Raw genomic sequence first — 18,947 nt, 5'->3', positions numbered from 1 at the left:
AGGAATGGGGAATTGTGAAGAAATTAGATGTGCTCTTAATGCTACTGAGCGGCCTCTTTCCAATTGCAGGACTTACAAAGCAAATCCCTCTAGAACAATCTATATATATTGGAGGGCTTTTATTTTTTACTAGTTTCGGTAGTTATTTTGCTAAAAAGATGTATTCACGTATATGCAGTTGGATAGCGTATGCGCCATTTATAACATTACTGTTAGTTATTTGGCATCAAGATATTTCAACAAGCTCAATCATAGCAAATGCGAAAATTGCTGCATGTGTCGCGTTAATTCCATGTTTATTCCGTTTTCGTACATATGGGCTTACTTTGGGCTTATTCTCATTATGGGCCGCTTTACTATGGGATATAAAAGAAGTACAGTCGTTAGCCATACTTGAACGCATAACGAGTTTAATGACAAGCCATTATGTATATATATTACTATTAATTGGAGGACTTGTAATAGGAGGATTACTTGCGATGTTCATTCACCGCAAAGAGAAAGATAATAATAAAGAAAATATAAATCTACTTGGACCAAAAAAGAAACGGAAAAGATTATCATTTAAGATTCGTCTTCCAAGATTACCGAAATTAAAGATGAAACTATTTAAGTTTGGTGGGAAAGAATCTAAAAGTAAAATGCCAGAAAAAATCCATGAATATAAGTACGAAGAACCAGTTGCAACATATGAAATGACAGAGAAAATAGATCCATATAAAGAAAATGCAGTTCAAGGTCAAACAAGGATGGAACGCCGAAGAAATAGGTATAATGCATAATGAAGTTTAATAACCCCGTAATGACTTATCTTAATATTGATAAATCATTACGGTTTTTTTATGTAATGAAATGAAGGTTGCTATTGCGGAGGGGAATAGCATATTTTATAGATAGGAACTAAAATAAGGGGAGGATAAAATGCTTATCATTACATATATATCTGCTTGCATATTATTTTTAGTTAGCTTTTTACATGTATATTGGGCTTTCGGAGGTAATTGGGGGACAAATAGTGTTATTCCAACTAAATCAGGGGAAAAGGCGTTTACACCTCGCGCCGGAATGACATTGTTCATTGCATTATTATTAAGTGTGGCAGCAATAATTTTGTTGCAACAAGCAAATATTGTTCATTTTGCAGTTCCTAATGTTATTATTCAAGTCGGTTCCTGGATTTGTATGATTGTCTTTTCTATTAGAGTGATTGGTGAGTTTAACTATTTTGGTATCTTTAAACGACAAAAAGATACGCACTTTGCAAGAATGGATACCGGTTTATATATTCCACTTTGTGCATTTTTATCTTTATCTTTCTTATTAGCAATAATTTTGTGAGTGAATAATAGTAGTTTCTTTTCTCAACATACATGTAAACGTGAGAAATCTAAGAGTAAATAAAAAGGATGTAAGCGCCTTCTTGTCGAAATGTAAATTATTATGAAAGGCGGTGACACTATGAAGTATGTAAAAGTTAGTATGAATGGTGGAAGTGAACATAAATTCTCAATGACTTTAGATCGGTTTAAAGAACTTATTACTACAGAGAATGGGATATTAGAAAATAAATTAGTATGTATTGAAAATGTAATGATTAATCCTACTAATATATCTTCTGTAGTTGAAAAAATTGGTGTACCGGCTAAGTTTATGGAAGCTTAAAATGTTAGATAAAAAACATCCATTAGGGATGTTTTTTAATTTATAAATATGATAATCGTACAGTGAATATTTGAGTAGATTTTATAGCAATGACTATGCATATATTAAGTACCTGAACATGGTTCTTAATACATGCACGAAATAATAAGTACAAGCATATATTATATAGTAGGACAAGATCTTCGTGTCCTACTTAATACTCAGAAAAAACCTCTAATCACATAAGAGCATCCAATTGCAGGGTGTTCTTATTTTTTATGAAAATCTACTACGAGTCTTATTTTATAGTAGGATGCAATAATAAAGGGCTATTTTGAAATAGTGTTCTTTAGCCTTTAATGTTAAATTTATCTTTAACGTTAATAAATATTAAAAATAATATGATAGCAGAAATTAAGTTAGATAAGTAGAAATTTTGATGAAACAGTAGTTCGAAGATGACATAGAAAGTAACGAATAAGGCAATAGCAGGTAGTATGCAAATAAATATAAATCTCCAATTTTTTAAGTAATGTTTATAATTAGTAAGTACTTTCTCCATAAATATAGCTCCTATATTTTTGTTTTTATATAATTATACATTTAGATACAAAGATTTTCAAAGTAAAATATTTAGCAATTCAAAAATATAAGGAGAGCTTTTGTTGAAAATCCAGATTGCTGTAGCAATCTGGATTTGACTTTAAAGAACTATACTAAAATGATACACTATAATCTACGTTATTTTTGAAATGAATAGAGGGATTTGTGTGATAGATAAAATTAAAAATGCTGTAGAGAATATGTACGAAGATGAGGCTAAAGATTTACTTCAAAGTATTCTCATACAGTTAAACTTATTAGAAGAAAACTACAGTGAAGATACAATTAAAAATTTGATGGATATTCCGAAACAATTAACGAGTAATCCTACTTATAAAAGGAATGTAAAAGAAAGTACGCACGTACATATTGCTTTTGATGATTCAACGGCTGGTTGCTTAAAATATATGTTAAGTCAAGAAGAATTATTTGAAGAGAGTGTTGTTGCTTTTTCGGAATTCTTTTCAATTGGACCGATATATAGGTTGCATACGAATGAGGGGCAACTAGCAAGACAGAAGTGGTTAATAAATAACTTAACTGCTTATGATAGTTATTTTGAAGAAGAATATTTATCAAGATTTATAGCAACTATAGAAGAACTACATACTATTCCTGTTGAAACGCCTATTACAATTTGGAAGGCTGATAATGCACATGAACATGTAGGCCTAAGTTTTGTAATGGCACAATTAAAGGATAAGAAAAATATTCGAGTTATTAATACGTCTGAAGCAAGTAGAGAAATATTAAAACAAGAGTATGATATTCGTGGAACGGGAGAATTACCACCTGAAAGTTTAGCTCTATTCCAAAAAAGTTTTATAAAGCTACCTTATTTAACTGAAGAGAAGCGCATGAAGTTTGAAAATGAGTGGGATAGATTATCGGAAAGCATAGAATGTTTAAGAGTTTGGAAAGAAAATGAAGTGCATTCTGTACAGGAAGATTATTTTGATCAATTTATAATTGAATGCGCGAAAAGTGTGGGTGCTGATCGAGAGTTCCTTAAAGCTCCTAGAGTAATTGGTGAAGCACTTGGTCTTGTTGAACAGTTAGTTGGAGATACTTTCTTAGAATATCGCTTGAAACAATTAATTAAACAAGAAGTATTTGAATTTGAAGGTTCGTTAGATGAAATGCGTTTTTATAGTGTGAAGTTAAGGAAATAATAAACATATTCTATTTTTGAAAGGCTCGTATTTTTAATAATACGAGCTTTTTAAGTTGAATTTGGGCTATACATAAGCTTCCCAGAGAGGGCATATCACATATGAATGGTAAAGGTAATGAATGAAAAGAAGGTGATTTGTTAATATGTATAACCAACAAAATTATCCATATGATCAAGCGATGTATTATAATCCACATGACTACGGGTATGAACCTACAAATGAAGTGAGAGATATTGAACAAGAAGATTACAGACCAGATGATGCAGAAGATGCTCCAACGTCACCACCTCCGTCACAAGCGCCGTCGTTACCGTCTACATTTGCTTCTCCAGCACAACCAGGTAATATGAAATCATGGATGTGTAACTGTCTAGGAAGATGGGGCTATTTACGCTTACATCGTCCTGGTCCTTTCGGAAGAGATTTATGGTTCTTCCCGACTGAAGTGAGAAGAAATGGAGTGTCAGGTTACACGTGGCAAGGTGGTCGTCGTCGTAAAGTAAGTTATCGCTATCAACAAATTAGTAATTTTATGTGCTTCGCATAAAGAGAAGTGGGAGAGTGAAACGATTTTACTCTCTCACTTTTTTATTTTTCAATATACGAAGTAAGATTTTGATTAAAAATTTACAATTTTCACGTTTTTATTAGAGTATAATGCATATGTTGGGTTGATTTTCAAAAACAAATGAGAGTGAGGGAATACAATGTCAATGAAAAACAAAGTTGGGTTAAGCATAGAGGATGGCATTAATTTAGCTTCAGCTCAGTTTAAAGAAGATGCGTATGAAATTTATAAAGAATCGCGAAAAAAACAACCTATATTATTTGTAAACCAAGTTGAAATCGGTAAAGAATGGCTCATTACTAGATATGAAGATGCTCTGCCACTTTTAAAAGATAATCGTTTAAAAAAAGATTGGACAAATGTGTTTTCTCAAGATATAAAGAACATGTATCTTTCCGTTGATAATAGTGACCACTTAACAACGCATATGCTAAATTCAGATCCACCTAACCACAGTCGTTTACGATCTTTAGTTCAAAAAGCTTTTACACCGAAGATGATTGCACAATTAGACAAAAGAATTGAGAAAATAGCAGATGATTTGATAAGTGATATAGAGCGAAAAGGTACATTAAATCTTGTGGATGATTATTCATTTCCATTACCGATTATTGTAATAAGTGAGATGCTCGGTATTCCAAAAGAAGATCAAGCGAAATTTAGAATTTGGTCTCATGCTGTTATTGCATCACCAGAAACACCTGAAGAAATAAAAGAGACCGAAAAACAACTATCTGAGTTTATTACATATCTTCAATATTTAGTTGATATTAAACGAAAAGAGCCAAAAGAAGACTTAGTGAGTGCTTTAATACTTGCAGAGAGTGAAGGGCATAAACTTAGCGCTCGGGAACTATATTCAATGATAATGCTATTAATTGTAGCAGGACACGAGACGACAGTGAATTTAATTACAAATACGGTATTAGCACTTCTTGAAAATCCAAATCAATTACAGTTATTAAAAGATAATCCAAAACTAATTGATTCGGCTATTGAGGAAGGATTGCGTTATTATTCTCCAGTTGAGGTTACAACTGCAAGATGGGCAGCGGAACCTTTTCAAATTCACGACCGAACAATCGAAAAAGGAGATATGGTTGTCATTGCCTTAGCTTCTGCAAATCGTGATGAAACTGTATTTGAAAACCCAGAAGTATTCGATATTACTCGGGAAAATAATCGTCATATTGCCTTTGGTCATGGTAGCCATTTCTGTTTAGGCGCTCCACTTGCGAGGTTAGAAGCAAAGATTGCTATTACTACTTTGTTTAATCGAATGCCTGAACTACAAATAAAAGGGAATCGTGAAGAAATTAAATGGCAAGGTAACTATTTAATGCGTTCTTTAGAGGAATTGCCTTTAACTTTCTAGAATAGTTAAAAGGAGACATGCATACATCGAAAATGATTTACATAGAGTATGTATGTGTTATTTAAATTCGAAACGGAAGGGTGAAAACATCCCAATGATCAACTAATTCTATTTGTAAGAGATCTTCGTTAAAAAACGAAATATTCTTCTGAATAGGGTTAGTCTGTACATTTATAGAAAAGGGATGTATTTCGCTCTGCGAATATATAGTCTTTTTATATGATTTGTGCTGCCTCCTGTTCAGAACATGAAATAGGAGGCTTTTTTATGTCGACAAATGTAGTAACGAAACAAAACAATGGGGTATCACAAGTATTAAAAAATCGGTTTGTTCAAGGGATTTTAGCATCAGCATTATTTTTACAAATAGGAATATGGGTTCGAAACTTTGCGGTATTACTATATGTAATGGAAATGACAAAAGGTGATGCTTTTGCTATTTCGATGATTTCAGTTGCTGAATTCGCTCCAATTTTTATTTTTTCATTTATTGGCGGTACTTTTGCTGATAGGTGGAAGCCAAAGAAGACAATGATATGGTGTGAAACGTTAAGTTCCATTTCAGTATTCGCTGTATTAATTACGCTTATGTTTGGAACGTGGAAAATTGTGTTTTTTGTGACACTCATCTCTGCAATCCTTTCACAGTTTTCACAACCATCTGGAATGAAGTTGTTTAAACAACATTTATCAACGGAACAAATTCAATTAGCAATGTCTATATATCAAACGATATTTGCAATATTTATGGTATTAGGACCAATACTAGGGACATTTATCTTTCATAGTTTTGGAATTTATATTTCAATCATCATAACAGGTATTTCGTTTTTACTTGCGGCAGTTGTATTGTTATTCCTTCCGAAAGATCTTGAAAACGACGTAGAAAAGAAGGATATCACTCTGTTGCAGGAGATGAAGGATGGTATTAAGTATGTCAAAAAGAAAAAAGCATTAACTTTACTAGGGCTTTGTTTTATGGCTGCAGGACTAGGTATAGGATTAATTCAGCCATTAGGTATATTTATTGTGACTGAGCAGTTAGGATTATCAAAAGAGAGTTTACAGTGGCTACTAACAGTAAATGGTGCGGGAATGATTGTTGGCGGAGCATTAGCAATGGTATTTGCGAAAAACGTTGCTCCGCAAAAGATGTTAATTATCGGTATGCTTGGTCAAGCAATTGGTATTGGCATTATAGGATATTCTACAAATTTATGGGTGACACTTACAGCGCAGCTTTTTAGTGGTTTAGCTCTTCCTTGTATCCAAATTGGTATTAATACGCTTATTATTCAAAATAGCGATACCGATTTTATAGGTCGTGTAAATGGTATTTTAAGTCCGCTTTTTACCGGTTCAATGGTAGTAACGATGAGTATAGCTGGCTCATTAAAAGAGATGTTTTCATTAAGTATGATGTATGAAGGGACGGCTTTACTTTTTATAATTGGATTATTGTTTATTTTACCTATATACAATTTAAAGCCAGTAATAGCGGTAGAAAGTGAAATAAGTGGTAAAGGAAGTGCTATACAAAATGAATCCTAATCCAAATGTTAAATACCCTATTGAAGGCAATCAAAACGTTCAATTTATAAAAAATATAATAACAAAACCTAATATACTTGTTGGTGACTATTCTTATTATGATGCGAAAGATGGAGAAACATTTGAAGATCGAGTATTACATCATTATGAATTTCTTGGAGATCGCCTTACTATTGGAAAGTTTTGTTGTATTGCATCTGGAGTTAACTTTATTATGAACGGAGCCAATCATCGGATGGATGGATTTTCGGCATATCCATTTAATATATTTGGAAATGGGTGGGAGAAGTATACACCTAGTTTGTCTGATTTACCTTATAAAGGTGATACAGTTATAGGAAATGACGTTTGGATTGGTATGGATACAACAATTATGCCCGGAATAAAAATAGGGGATGGTGCAATCATTGCAGCTAAATCTGTTGTGACTAGAGACGTCGCACCATATACAATTGTTGGTGGAAACCCTGCAAATAAAATAAAAGAGAGATTTTCAAATGAAATAATTCAAGAATTATTGCAAATTCAATGGTGGCATTTTGATATTGAAAAAATAACTGGAAATATTGATGCTATTGTACGCGGAGATATTGAACCATTAAGAAAGCTAAAAAGGGAATGGAAAATGGATGACAAATAGTATCATACCTCCGAATTTTGTTAATGATAATAGAACAAGGAGGTGTGATACTATGGCACAAGACGTTTTATGTGAAGTAAACAACTGTAAATTTTGGGCGAACGGTAATAAATGTAGTGCAGAGGCAATTTACGTAGTAAGTCATAAAGGTAAACATGCATCTACAACGGAAGAAACAGATTGCAAAACATTTGATCCAGAAGTGTAAATTCTTTAAGGGTAGCCAAATCGTGGTTGCCCTTTTATTAATGATAGTATTGATAATAAATATCATTTTCATTCATTAATTTTAGCTTTTTTTGTTATTTTTTTATATTTTCTTCATAAGTGATGTAATCCAACTCAATTCATGTTCAATTCGTGATTTACTAAATTCAATGACTTCAGTAATAAAGGCTGAGGTAACCTCTAGAGACTGAATAGCGGTAAGTTGACTATGTAGTACGTTTTGACGTACAGTCAAAATCTCTTTTCTAGCTTCATATTCAAGTTTTTCAAATAGCGCGATACGAACAAGAAATTCTGCATTATTTGTCGCAAGTTTTTCGGGAAACTCTCGTAACATTTCAGAAAAAATTTCTTCTCCTGTTTCTGTTATATCGTACATATTTCGGTTTGGTTTTCCAACTTGTTTATGTATTTTTTTCGTTATAGCACCCATATTTTCAAAGCGCCGAAGGGCAGGGTAAAGCATGTTGTGATTTAATTCAAAATTCTCACCTAAACGATTTTGAACATTTTTTTTGATTTCATATCCATGTTTTGGTCCGGTCGTTAATTCTGCTAGTAGTAAAATATCAACGTACATAAAAATCCCCCTTATATATTTCTCAAGTTCTTTAATGAAAAATCCCCTTTAGTATATGTTAAAATAACATATGATAGTTTATACAACTTTGAACTGCCGACCTATCACTTTTATTGTAAAAGAAAAGGGAGGAAAGAACTATGGCTTCACCTGAAAATGTTATTTTAGTTCATGAAATTTCAAAGCTGAAAACAAAAGAAGAATTATGGAATCCATATGAATGGTATCGTTTGATGAGGGATAATCACCCAGTTCATTATGATGAAGAGCAGGATGTATGGAATGTTTTTTTATATGATGATGTAAATCGTGTTTTATCAGATTATCGCTTATTTTCAAGTAGAAGGGAGCGCAGACAATTCTCAATCCCTCCTTTAGAAACTAGAATAAATATAAACTCTACAGATCCACCAGAACATCGCAATGTACGTTCCATTGTTTCTAAGGCATTTACTCCAAGAAGTTTAGAACAGTGGAAACCTCGAATACAGGCTATCGCAGATGAACTTGTACAACATATCGAAAAATGTAGTGAAGTTAATATCGTTGAACAGTTTGCTGCACCTTTACCTGTGACCGTTATTTCTGATTTATTAGGAGTCCCAACAACAGATCGTAAAAAAATTAAAGAATGGTCTGATATTTTATTTATGCCGTATAGTAAAGAAAAGTTTAATGATCTGGATGCTGAGAAAGGGATAGCATTAAATGAATTCAAAGCATACCTTCTACCGATTGTTCAGGAAAAGAGATATCATTTAACCGATGATATCATTTCTGATTTAATTCGAGCTGAATATGAAGGCGAAAGATTAACCGATGAAGAAATTGTAACCTTTTCATTAGGTTTACTAGCAGCTGGGAATGAAACCACTACAAATTTAATTATTAATAGCTTTTATTGCTTTTTAGTAGATTCACCTGGAATTTATGAAGAGTTAAGAAAAGAACCTAACTTAATTTCAAAAGCGATTGAGGAAGTATTACGCTATCGCTTTCCTGTTACATTAGCCCGGAGGATTACAGAGGATACAAATATATTTGGTTCTTTAATGAAAAAGGATCAGATGATTGTTGCGTGGGTTAGTGCAGCGAATTTAGACGAGAAAAAATTTTCACAAGCCTCTCAATTTAATGTACATCGAACAGGAAATGAAAAGCATTTAACCTTTGGGAAAGGTCCTCACTTTTGCTTAGGAGCACCACTTGCACGTTTAGAGGCTGAGATTGCATTAACTACCTTTATAAATGCTTTTGAAAAAATAGAGCTATCTCCATCTTTCTGTTTAGAAAAATGTATATTGGAAAATGAACAAACATTAAAATACTTACCTATTCGATTGAAAGCTAAATAAAAATCTTAACAAGGTGCATACATTTGCATCTTGTTTTTTGTTTCTCAATTGTGAGTTTTCGGTAATCACCTTAATATGGAATTGTATAAAACGTAGAGGAGGATTCTTATGTTGACTTGTAATGGAAGTAAATCATTTCAAAAGTTTATTAAAGGTGTTACAGATCTTATGGAAAACGGTTTATTTGAAGAAGAAATAGTGTGTGGCATTGAAAAGTTACTAGAAGAACTTTTAGAAAAGAAAACATGGCTTCCGTTAGATAAACAGAAGGCCAATTTGACTCAATATGCACGACATTTATTGTATGAAGATCCGCTCAAACGTTTTGAAGTACTAGCTCTCGTATGGAAAGATGGACAATCTACACCTTTACATGATCATGACGGCACATGGGGAGTAGAAGGCGTTTTTTCAGGAAGGATTATGGTGCAGAACTTTATACAAACGAAACAACTTGGAAATTCACTTGTTTATTTAACACATACAGGAAATCTTTATTTGGGAGAAGGAGAAACAGATAAAGTAATTCCACCAGCGGATTGTCATATTCTTGAAATTAGCAAAAATGAAAGCGTTATTACGATTCATGTCTATGGAAAACGGTTAGAAAAGTTTAAAGTATATATCCCAACTGAAGAAAAAAATGTGTACATGTGTGAGACAAAATACATTAGTTATAATTCATAGTTTAAAATCCAAAGCTTTTTTAAAAAGAAAAGCTTTGGAGTTTATTTTTAATTATTTCTTGACCTGAAACGCTTTTCATAAATTATAAATAAGAAGTACCTCACGAGGATTGTATGAAAACGATACCTAATAATTAATTAGAACTCGTGTATTTATAGAAAGTGGTGAAGAAATAATGAAATTAATCGCAATTGATTTAGATGGAACTCTTCTTTCGGGGAATAAAATGATAAGTAAAGAAAATGCAGAAGCAATTCGAACATGTCAAGAAGCTGGCCATGTTGTAGCAATTTGTACAGGACGTTCAATTGTTGACATTGAGCGATTATTGTTAGAAGTTGATTTAGAGTGTCCAATCATTGCGGAAAATGGTGCTCTTATATATAAAGATAAAAAAATGATGAAGAGATATCCAATTCAAAATATGCAGGCACTTGAAATTGTAGAATATCTTGAAGAGAATGGTTTATATTATCAGCTCTATACTGATAAAGGTGTGTATGTACCGGATTATGGAGTAGAGAGTGTACGTAATGAAATTGAGCATGTGAAGAATTCAAAAGAAAATTTCGACTTGAAAGAGTTAGAAACAATCGCAGCATTATATCTTGAGCATACAGCGTTTCATAGTGCGGAAAGTTGTAAACCAATTGTAGAAACAGATATACATGTGCATAAACTATTACCATTTTCTTATGAAATTGAGAAATTAAAAAAACTCAAAGAAACATTTCTTCATAATACAGATTTAGCAATTACATCTTCATATTGGCACAATTTAGAGATTAATCATCGAGATGCTCAAAAAGGGAATGGATTATATACTTTAGCAGAACATCTTAATATTCCGGTTGAAAACACTGTAGCGATAGGTGATGGGCTAAACGATGTTTCTATGATGGAAAAAGCGAACATATCAATTGCAATGGGGAATGCAGTAGAAGAAATAAAAGCAATGTGTAAATACGAAACGTTATCAAATGAAGAACATGGTGTGGCACATGCTTTATATAAATATGTAATGTAATTAAAAAAGAAAAAAGAATCCAAATGGATTCTTTTTTCTTTTTTATTAGGGGTAAGGTATTCTATGAGATTCATAGAAGCCTTATTACATTTTATTATATAGAATATATTGGAATAAATGTTTATATTTTTCATAAAAATTGTGAATATTTTATGAACTTTATACTTATTGCATGTTTATACCGCTATTAGTAACGTGTATGACTCTCAAGTGAAAATTCAGTGAATGTAAGGAGGAATTTAAGTTACTAGACAATAAGTGAGGAATCAACGAAATATATACTAATTAAAGGTATATTCAGTATATATATTCTTTTCTTATTTTAATTGAAAAATAAAATTTGTTCGAATAATTATTCTACAGCTATATACCTACACTAGCTTTCTTCGTATAATGGAGAAGTATGAATTTTAGATTTGTATTAATTTTACATATTGAGGTGAAAAAGGAATGAATTCGCGGCTAATGGAACTTATTGATGTGAGTACAATAGAAACCATGGCAGAACAATTTTATAAATTAACTAATATATCACATCAACTTCTTGATGCTGAAAAAGAATGTGTTTTTTCATTCGGAATGAATGAGATAAAAAAGAGTAAACTTCCAAAGATTGAAATCCCCATTTTCTTATACAATCAACATTTAGGATCTTTTGTTGTATGGTCCAAAAAAAGTGAAATTTTCAGTTGTCAAAAATACTTTGAAATGCTCTCAAGTTTAATTTTAGATGGCCCAATAAAAGTATTTCAAAGTAAAAGTACAACGTTGCTTTCTCGGAAAGAGGAGGAACTACATACGATTTTACAAAACATGCCTGTTATGGTCGATGCGCTTGATTATAATGGAGATTTTGTTTTGTGGAATCGAGAATGTGAAATTGTAACAGGTTATACCGCTGAAGAAATAATTGGAAATCCAAATGCACTGCAATTATTGTATCCTGATTATAATTATCGCCATCAAATACAAAAGAAATTTTTAACTTGTGGAAAAAATTTCAGAGATTGGGAAATGCACTTAACATGTAAAAATGGTGAAATCAAAACAATAATGTGGTCGAATATATCAGAACAGTTTCCTGTAACAGGATATAGTTATTGGGCTGTTGGTGTAGATATTACACATTTAAAAGCGATAGAAGAGCAGTTAAAACAACAAACATCTGAACTGGAATTAATTTTTAAAGCTTTACCAGATTTATGTTTCTTAACAGAAGATGATGGCACAATTATAGATTACAAGGCAGGATCTCCTACAAAGTTTTACGTACCCGCAGAAGCTTTTATGGGAAAAAAGTTTTACGAAGTATTACCATCTTCAGTAGCACAGCAGTTTCAGGAAGCCATTAATCAAGTGAAGGAAAAAGGAACGAATGTAATTGTAGAATATCCACTCACACTTAATGGAAGTATTGATTTCTTTGAGGCTAGGTGCTTACCATTATTACATGATAAAATTATGATTATTGTACGCGACATTACAGAGCGAAAAAAGACAGAAGAATTGCTAAATAAATCAGATACGCTTGCAGCAATTGGTCAATTAGCAGCTGGCGTGGCTCATGAAGTAAGAAATCCTTTAACTGTAATTAAAGGTTTTATACAGTTATTTCAAATTAATAAAGAAGATCAAGAAAAATATTTTGATCTTATGCTCTCTGAAATTGAAAGGATAGAAGCGATCCTGCAAGAATTTCTGGCAATTGCTAAAACAGATGAGATAAATACAGAAAAGAAAAATATTTATCAAATTTTTAAAAATGTCGTATCGTTAATGAATACAAAAGCAATTATGACAAATATTCAAGTTGAATTATTTACGGATGACAAAGATATAATTATTGAATGCTCAGAAAATCAATTGAAACAAGTATTTATTAATATTTTGCAAAATTCAATCGAAGCTATGCCAAATGGTGGGGAAATTTCAATTCACATAAAAGAAATAAATGATGATGGTGTCATCATTCATGTAATAGATGAAGGAATAGGAATACCTGAAGAAAGAATTAAGAGATTAGGTGAACCTTTTTATAGTACGAAAGAAAAAGGGACTGGTATTGGATTAATGTTAAGTTATAAAATTATTGAAAGTCATCAAGGGACAATTAGTATCATGAGCGAGGTTGGTGTCGGGACAACAGTAACTATTTACTTACCGAAAGTACTAAGTAAACAATCTCTTTCTAATTGTGACGACAAATGTATAGCAATACGCACTAGTAGTAATTCTTAAATCAATTAATACCCAATAACAAAGCGATTAGTGAAAACTAAGCTTTTTGTTATTGGGTATTTTTTATATTTAATTTAGTAAACTTTACCTTTTCTTTACCTTTGTTTTAATTTCTATTAAGTTTTAAACATTATATTAATATTTGTACAAAGCAATGTATAGAAATTGTACATTACTTTTAATATAGAAATGTGATTATTATTTGAAATATTGTAAGGAGGAGATTATGACAAGGTGAAAAAGCAAGAGAAGAAAAGTGGTAGAGTAGTACCTCTCCGGTTAAATATTTTATTCCTTTGTGTATTTTTATTATTCTCTGGCATTATTATTCAGTTAGGGAAAGTGCAAATTTTTGATGGAGAAACATATAAAAATGAATTAGAGAAGAGAGAAAATGCAACCGTGGGCCTTTCTGTACCACGTGGGAAAATATTTGATCGTGAAGGAAATCCAGTAGTTGATAATAAGTCTTTACGTACGATTACATATACAAAGGTGAAAGGGGTAAAACAAGAAGAAATATTAAAATCAGCAAGACAACTTGCAGATATTATTGAAATGCCACAAGAAGATATAGATAAGTTAACTGAGACTGATAAGAAAGACTTTTGGATGCAATTGAATCCAGAACTGGCTCAAGACTTAGTATCAAAAAAAGAAATAGATAAGTTCCGAGATAAGGATATTACCGGAAAAGAGCTAGACAAAAAAATAGAAGATTTAAAAAGGAAACGCGTTACAGATAAAAATCTTCAAGAACTAACGGCTAAAGATATAGAAGTGTTAGCTATTAAAAGTAAAATGACCTCAGGTTTTCAAATGGCACCTCAAATTATTAAAAAGGACGTTAGTGAACAGGAATATGCGGTGATTAGTGAAAATTTAGCGAACCTTCCAGGAGTAGACGCATCAGTTGATTGGGAGAGAATCTATGTAAATGATGGATTATTCCGTTCTGTCCTTGGTAACGTTTCAAATGCTGATGAAGGATTGCCACGTGAACGATTAGATTATTATTTAGTGCGTGATTATAGCCGAAATGATAGGGTCGGCAAAAGTTATATCGAACAGCAATACGAAGATGTACTTCATGGTACAAAAAAAGAAGTAAGAAGCATTGCTGATAAACAAGGAAATACTATTAGAACGGAAACGGTTTCGGAAGGAAAAAGCGGTAAAAATTTAACTTTAACAATAGATATGGAATTGCAAAAAAAAGTAGAGGAGAGCATAGAAAAAATATTAAAACAATATAAAGGATCAGAATCAATGTTAGACCGTGCTTTCGTAGTGATGATGAATCCTAAAAATGGCCAAGTATTATCAATGGCTGGGAAAAGGCTTGTAGAAAAAGACGGGAAAATGGAAGTAGAAGATTATGCTTTAGGCACGCTGACAAGTTCATATGAGCTTGGATCAACGGTTAAAGGTGCGACAGTGTTAACAGGGTTTGAAACAAATGCAATAACTCCTGGAACACATTTTTATGATGCACCTATGAAGTTTAAAGGAACTAAGGAAAAGAAGTCTTGGAAAAATTTTGGTGATATAGACGATCTAAGAGCTTTACAAGTTTCTTCAAACGTTTATATGTTTAATATAGCATTAAAAATTGCTGGCGTGGATTATGTAAAAAATAGTTCACTAGATATTAAACAAGAATATTTTGATAAAATGAGGTATTATTTCAGGCAATTTGGACTAGGTGTACAAACTGGTATTGATTTACCAAATGAAACTGCAGGGCAAATTGGAAAAAAAGATAATCAGCCTGGTTTCTTATTAGATTATTCTATTGGGCAATATGATACGTATACACCACTTCAGCTTGCACAATATATTTCGACTATCGCAAATGGAGGATATCGAATGAAACCACAAATTGTTCAAGAGATTAGAGAACAAACCGTTCAAAAAGATGAGGTTGGTAAAGTAGTACAATCAATAGAACCCGTTGTTTTAAATAGAATCGATATGAAACAAGAATATATTAATCAAGTAAAAGAAGGATTTAGAAAAGTATTTCAAGAAGGAGATGGAACAGGAGTAAGAGCGTTCCAAAAAGCACCATATAAACCAGCTGGTAAAACAGGGACCGCACAAACTGTATATGGTGGAGAAAATGCAATTGGGCGAAATGCGAAAGGCGATCGTAGAGAATGTTATAACTTAACATTAGCTGGATATGCGCCATATGATGATCCAGAAGTAGCATTTTCTGTTGTAGTACCGTGGGTTGAAAATGATAAATCGGGCATTAACTCCGATATTGGAAAAGAAGTTTTAGATGCTTATTTTGATTTGAAAAATAAGCGGTTAACTGGTGAAGCGCCAAAAACAGATGCCTCTAAAGAGAATTAAAATGTACGAAACGTCTCTAGCATGTCTGTAAACTAGAGGCGTTTTTATCTGGGGATAGATTAGAAATGAGGTATATATGAAGCTGTTTATTCTAAAATATTGGAGGAACATATGTAGCTACATATTAATTATAATAGGGGTTATTTTTATTAATAAGTCCTTTTTATTTTGTATGGTAGAAGGAATTTCGATGCAACCTACTTTGAATGAAAAAGATTATATACTTGTTAATAAGGTAAATGTCTGTTTATCGTCTTTTCATCATGGAGATGTTGTCATTATAAAAAAAGAAGACGAGCCTACTTACTATGTGAAACGAATTATTGGATTATCGGGGGATAATATACAACTAAAAAAGAATGAGGTATTTATTAACGGTAAAAAGCGTGATGAGTCGTATATACATTTAGATATGTCACAAGTATCCAATCGTTTTTCAAATTTTAGAGAAATAAAAGTTCCTACGCATAAATTATTTGTGTTAGGTGATAATCGTAATCATAGTAAAGATAGTAGGAATACACTTGGACTTATTGATGAGTCAAATATAATAGGTAAAGTAGAAATGGTATTTTATCCATTTGATCATATAAAATGGATAAAATAATTCTATTAACTATTCACGTTTTATAAAATCAATCATATATTAATAGCATAGGACAAGCAGAAAAGCTTGTTCTAACCTCACAGAACACTCCTTATCACGGTTAGGCATCTACATAGGTAGATGCTTTTTTTATGTTGATGACTGAAAATTATTTATCAATATAATGTAGCAAGCATATTAGGACTATTAGGGGAAGATTACTTGTACAAATAACAGTATGCTTAATTAAAACAATGAAATGTAAGGAGTGAGGAATAAGTGCTAAATATTTTAGTGGTTAATTTTCCAGCAGAGGGACATGTAAACCCTACATTAAATTTAGTAAAAGCTTTTACTAAACGAGGGGATAACGTACATTATATTACAACGGCAAACTTTAAGGATAGAATTGAAGATTTAGGAGCTACTGTACATATTCATCCGGATCTATTAAAAGAGATTTCTATTGATGCTGAAACCTCATCTGGGTTAAATGCTTTCTTTCATGTGCATGTTCAAACTTCTTTATATATATTAGAAATTACGAAACAATTATGTGAAAGTATAAATTTTGATTTCGTAATTTATGATATATTTGGCGCAGGAGAGTTAGTAAAGGAGTATTTACAAGTTCCAGGTGTAGTGTCCTCACCTATATTTTTAATTCCGCCAGAATTTTTGAAGACATTACCTTTTCATCCAAATGCAGATATGCCATTCCAACCAGAGGAAATCTCTGGAAAATTACTAAATCAGATGGAACATAAATTTGGAGTAAAACCAAAGAATAATCTTCAATTTATGAATAATAAGGGTGATGTTTGTCTCGTATACACAAGTCGCTATTTCCAACCTAATAACGAATCGTTCGGAGAAAATAACATTTTTATTGGACCGAGTATTTCAAAGCGTAAAACAAATATAAAGTTTCCACTGGAATCACTTAAAGAAAAGAAAGTTATTTATATTTCAATGGGAACACTGCTTGAAGGACTCGAACCATTCTTTAATACTTGTATTGATACTTTTTCAGATTTTGATGGGATAGTTGTAATGGCAATTGGTGATAGAAATGATATTTCTAAAATTAAGAAAGCACCAGATAATTTTATAATTGCTCCATACGTACCTCAATCAGAAATATTAAATGAAGCAGATGTTTTTATTACACATGGCGGTATGAATAGCGTACACGATGCCATTCATTATAATGTCCCATTTGTAATAATACCGCATGATAAAGACCAGCCAATGATAGCGCAAAGATTAACTGAGCTTGAAGCGGCACATAGACTATTGAAAGAACATGTTAATGTGCACACTTTAAAAGAGGCCGTAACAGATGTTCTTTCAAATGAAAAGTATAAACATGGTATAAGAAAACTTAATGATAGCTTTTTAGAATGTGGTGGTTCAAAAGAAGCAATTGCAGTTATTGAATCTCTTTTAAATAAAGTAAAACTTTAATCGGTAGGGATTTTACTACCCATAAATAGCGGGATAAATAGTCGTAACTGTATACAAGCATAGAGGTTCTCACCTTTATGCTTGTATATTCTTATCCAGCAAATTGCACAGCAGTATTTGCGTGTAAAAAAGCAGTATCAAAAACGGGAACAGTAAGATCATTTTGGGAGATAAGTAAAGGTATTTCAGTACAGCCTAATAATATACCTTCAGCGCCGTTTTGAATTAATGATTTTGTAATTTGTAATAACTTTTCTTTAGATGTTTCTGAAATGATCCCTCTACTTAATTCATCTAATATGACATGGTGGATAAAGGTTCTTTCCTCTTCATTTGGGATAATTGTCTCAATGTTATATTTCGCTAATCGTGATTTATAGAAATCTTGCTCCATCGTTTGTTTTGTTCCTAATAGTCCGATACGTTTTATACTCTGTTCTACTATTTCTTTAGCACTTACATCACCAATGTGAAGAAGCGGGATAGATATTGCTTGTTCTACTTCCTCGGCAAATAGATGTACGGTATTTGAACACATTAATAAACATTCAGCCCCAGATTTTTCAACTTTCTTTGCAACTGTAACTAGTTCATTTTTCACTTCTTCATATTGATGATTTTGTAATAAAGTAGTTACTTCACCAAAGTCCATACTATATAAAACTAACTTTGCATTTTGATCGTATTGAGAGAGTGTAAGTGTATTAATATGTTTATAGTATAATGATGTAGATTCCCAACTTAATCCTCCAATCAAACCAATAACTTTCATAATGCATTCCTCCCGAAACGATTTTGAATTTATTATTTCATAATTCCGATAAGAATACAATGATTTAAACGATATATTTAACAAAAAAATAAA

General features: G+C 32.0%; 19 protein-coding genes. 16 read left to right on the top strand and 3 right to left on the bottom strand.

The genetic code is table 11. The annotated features are described in order from the left end of the window. Nucleotides 1–14: 14 nt before the first annotated feature. The 3 genes from ES895_RS22060 (at nucleotide 15) to ES895_RS22050 (ending at nucleotide 1,662) form a co-directional block, all read left to right on the top strand. Entirely contained in the window at nucleotides 15–782 is a 768-nt protein-coding gene (locus tag ES895_RS22060; protein ID WP_135238644.1) for a DUF3959 family protein, read from the top strand. Nucleotides 783–921: 139 nt separating this feature from the next. Continuing rightward, entirely contained in the window at nucleotides 922–1,338 is a 417-nt protein-coding gene (locus ES895_RS22055) for a DUF3995 domain-containing protein (protein ID WP_000905573.1), read from the top strand. Nucleotides 1,339–1,458: 120 nt separating this feature from the next. Next, the gene (locus tag ES895_RS22050; protein ID WP_000878372.1) at nucleotides 1,459–1,662 is read left to right on the top strand and encodes a hypothetical protein; all 204 of its coding nucleotides are present in this window, start codon (nucleotides 1,459–1,461) and stop codon (nucleotides 1,660–1,662) included. Nucleotides 1,663–1,990: 328 nt separating this feature from the next. On the opposite strand, the gene ES895_RS22045 is transcribed toward ES895_RS22050, so the two are convergent. Next, nucleotides 1,991–2,203: a hypothetical protein gene (locus ES895_RS22045; RefSeq protein WP_000416828.1), complete on the bottom strand. Its 213-nt coding sequence runs from the start codon at nucleotides 2,201–2,203 to the stop codon at nucleotides 1,991–1,993. Between the two features lie 208 nt (nucleotides 2,204–2,411). Between ES895_RS22045 and ES895_RS22040 the strand changes: the two genes are divergently transcribed. The 6 genes from ES895_RS22040 (at nucleotide 2,412) to ES895_RS22010 (ending at nucleotide 7,761) form a co-directional block, all read left to right on the top strand. Next, complete coding sequence (locus ES895_RS22040; protein ID WP_087964760.1) at nucleotides 2,412–3,416, top strand: DUF1835 domain-containing protein; 1,005 nt, start codon at nucleotides 2,412–2,414, stop codon at nucleotides 3,414–3,416. Nucleotides 3,417–3,561: 145 nt separating this feature from the next. Then, nucleotides 3,562–3,966: a hypothetical protein gene (locus ES895_RS22035; protein WP_000282680.1), complete on the top strand. Its 405-nt coding sequence runs from the start codon at nucleotides 3,562–3,564 to the stop codon at nucleotides 3,964–3,966. Between the two features lie 160 nt (nucleotides 3,967–4,126). Further along, nucleotides 4,127–5,362, top strand: a complete 1,236-nt coding sequence (locus ES895_RS22030) for a cytochrome P450 family protein (RefSeq protein ID WP_000062125.1) — start codon at nucleotides 4,127–4,129, stop codon at nucleotides 5,360–5,362. A 267-nt stretch (nucleotides 5,363–5,629) separates the two neighbouring features. After that, a complete protein-coding gene (locus ES895_RS22020) occupies nucleotides 5,630–6,913 on the top strand; it encodes an MFS transporter (protein WP_000106395.1) in 1,284 nt (427 codons plus the stop codon). Next, nucleotides 6,903–7,553, top strand: a complete 651-nt coding sequence (locus tag ES895_RS22015; RefSeq protein WP_048567664.1) for a Vat family streptogramin A O-acetyltransferase — start codon at nucleotides 6,903–6,905, stop codon at nucleotides 7,551–7,553. The genes ES895_RS22020 and ES895_RS22015 overlap by 11 nt, the downstream gene beginning before the upstream one ends. A gap of 52 nt (nucleotides 7,554–7,605) precedes the next feature. Continuing rightward, a complete protein-coding gene (locus ES895_RS22010; protein ID WP_000046095.1) occupies nucleotides 7,606–7,761 on the top strand; it encodes a DUF1540 domain-containing protein in 156 nt (51 codons plus the stop codon). 102 nt (nucleotides 7,762–7,863) lie between these two features. Here ES895_RS22010 and ES895_RS22005 read toward each other — a convergent pair whose 3' ends face one another. Beyond that, nucleotides 7,864–8,361 (bottom strand): PadR family transcriptional regulator, encoded by a 498-nt coding sequence (locus ES895_RS22005; protein ID WP_000289122.1) that lies wholly within the window; start codon nucleotides 8,359–8,361, stop codon nucleotides 7,864–7,866. Between the two features lie 140 nt (nucleotides 8,362–8,501). On the opposite strand from ES895_RS22005, the gene ES895_RS22000 reads away from it, so the two are divergent. From ES895_RS22000 to ES895_RS21970, 7 genes are all read left to right on the top strand, one after another. Beyond that, on the top strand, nucleotides 8,502–9,716 hold the full coding sequence (locus tag ES895_RS22000) for a cytochrome P450 (protein ID WP_000168014.1): 1,215 nt from the start codon (nucleotides 8,502–8,504) through the stop codon (nucleotides 9,714–9,716). A gap of 108 nt (nucleotides 9,717–9,824) precedes the next feature. Continuing rightward, nucleotides 9,825–10,403 carry a cysteine dioxygenase family protein gene (locus ES895_RS21995; protein ID WP_000954437.1) on the top strand — a complete coding sequence of 193 codons (579 nt, stop codon included), beginning with the start codon at nucleotides 9,825–9,827 and terminating at the stop codon, nucleotides 10,401–10,403. 175 nt (nucleotides 10,404–10,578) lie between these two features. Further along, nucleotides 10,579–11,430 (top strand): Cof-type HAD-IIB family hydrolase, encoded by an 852-nt coding sequence (locus ES895_RS21990; RefSeq protein WP_000766385.1) that lies wholly within the window; start codon nucleotides 10,579–10,581, stop codon nucleotides 11,428–11,430. A 450-nt stretch (nucleotides 11,431–11,880) separates the two neighbouring features. Continuing rightward, entirely contained in the window at nucleotides 11,881–13,668 is a 1,788-nt protein-coding gene (locus ES895_RS21985) for a PAS domain-containing sensor histidine kinase (RefSeq protein ID WP_135238643.1), read from the top strand. Nucleotides 13,669–13,902: 234 nt separating this feature from the next. Further along, nucleotides 13,903–16,029, top strand: coding sequence for a peptidoglycan D,D-transpeptidase FtsI family protein (locus ES895_RS21980; RefSeq protein WP_000743767.1), 2,127 nt, complete (start codon nucleotides 13,903–13,905; stop codon nucleotides 16,027–16,029). Nucleotides 16,030–16,105: 76 nt separating this feature from the next. Then, nucleotides 16,106–16,636 (top strand): signal peptidase I, encoded by a 531-nt coding sequence (gene lepB, locus ES895_RS21975; protein WP_135238642.1) that lies wholly within the window; start codon nucleotides 16,106–16,108, stop codon nucleotides 16,634–16,636. A 258-nt stretch (nucleotides 16,637–16,894) separates the two neighbouring features. Then, nucleotides 16,895–18,082, top strand: coding sequence for a macrolide family glycosyltransferase (locus tag ES895_RS21970; protein WP_016110064.1), 1,188 nt, complete (start codon nucleotides 16,895–16,897; stop codon nucleotides 18,080–18,082). 91 nt (nucleotides 18,083–18,173) lie between these two features. On the opposite strand, the gene ES895_RS21965 is transcribed toward ES895_RS21970, so the two are convergent. Then, nucleotides 18,174–18,854, bottom strand: a complete 681-nt coding sequence (locus ES895_RS21965; protein WP_000864392.1) for an aspartate/glutamate racemase family protein — start codon at nucleotides 18,852–18,854, stop codon at nucleotides 18,174–18,176. Nucleotides 18,855–18,947: the final 93 nt, after the last annotated feature.

The organism is Bacillus sp. 007/AIA-02/001 (genome assembly GCF_004634455.1).
Taxonomy (GTDB): domain Bacteria; phylum Bacillota; class Bacilli; order Bacillales; family Bacillaceae_G; genus Bacillus_A; species Bacillus_A cereus.
Note: the sequence above shows the minus strand (reverse complement) of the source record. Positions and strands in the feature narration are given on the sequence as shown.

What these genes read in the sequence shown, in the direction of transcription:
- ES895_RS22055 (WP_000905573.1), top strand. Translation starts at nt 922, where the DNA reads ATGCTTATCATTACATATATATCTGCTTGCATATTATTTTTAGTTAGC.
- ES895_RS22050 (WP_000878372.1), top strand. Translation starts at nt 1,459, where the DNA reads ATGAAGTATGTAAAAGTTAGTATGAATGGTGGAAGTGAACATAAATTC.
- ES895_RS22045 (WP_000416828.1), bottom strand. Translation starts at nt 2,203, where the DNA reads ATGGAGAAAGTACTTACTAATTATAAACATTACTTAAAAAATTGGAGA.
- ES895_RS22035 (WP_000282680.1), top strand. Translation starts at nt 3,562, where the DNA reads ATGTATAACCAACAAAATTATCCATATGATCAAGCGATGTATTATAAT.
- ES895_RS22030 (WP_000062125.1), top strand. Translation starts at nt 4,127, where the DNA reads ATGTCAATGAAAAACAAAGTTGGGTTAAGCATAGAGGATGGCATTAAT.
- ES895_RS22020 (WP_000106395.1), top strand. Translation starts at nt 5,630, where the DNA reads ATGTCGACAAATGTAGTAACGAAACAAAACAATGGGGTATCACAAGTA.
- ES895_RS22015 (WP_048567664.1), top strand. Translation starts at nt 6,903, where the DNA reads ATGAATCCTAATCCAAATGTTAAATACCCTATTGAAGGCAATCAAAAC.
- ES895_RS22010 (WP_000046095.1), top strand. Translation starts at nt 7,606, where the DNA reads ATGGCACAAGACGTTTTATGTGAAGTAAACAACTGTAAATTTTGGGCG.
- ES895_RS22005 (WP_000289122.1), bottom strand. Translation starts at nt 8,361, where the DNA reads ATGTACGTTGATATTTTACTACTAGCAGAATTAACGACCGGACCAAAA.
- ES895_RS22000 (WP_000168014.1), top strand. Translation starts at nt 8,502, where the DNA reads ATGGCTTCACCTGAAAATGTTATTTTAGTTCATGAAATTTCAAAGCTG.
- ES895_RS21995 (WP_000954437.1), top strand. Translation starts at nt 9,825, where the DNA reads ATGTTGACTTGTAATGGAAGTAAATCATTTCAAAAGTTTATTAAAGGT.
- ES895_RS21990 (WP_000766385.1), top strand. Translation starts at nt 10,579, where the DNA reads ATGAAATTAATCGCAATTGATTTAGATGGAACTCTTCTTTCGGGGAAT.
- ES895_RS21985 (WP_135238643.1), top strand. Translation starts at nt 11,881, where the DNA reads ATGAATTCGCGGCTAATGGAACTTATTGATGTGAGTACAATAGAAACC.
- lepB (WP_135238642.1), top strand. Translation starts at nt 16,106, where the DNA reads ATGAAGCTGTTTATTCTAAAATATTGGAGGAACATATGTAGCTACATA.
- ES895_RS21965 (WP_000864392.1), bottom strand. Translation starts at nt 18,854, where the DNA reads ATGAAAGTTATTGGTTTGATTGGAGGATTAAGTTGGGAATCTACATCA.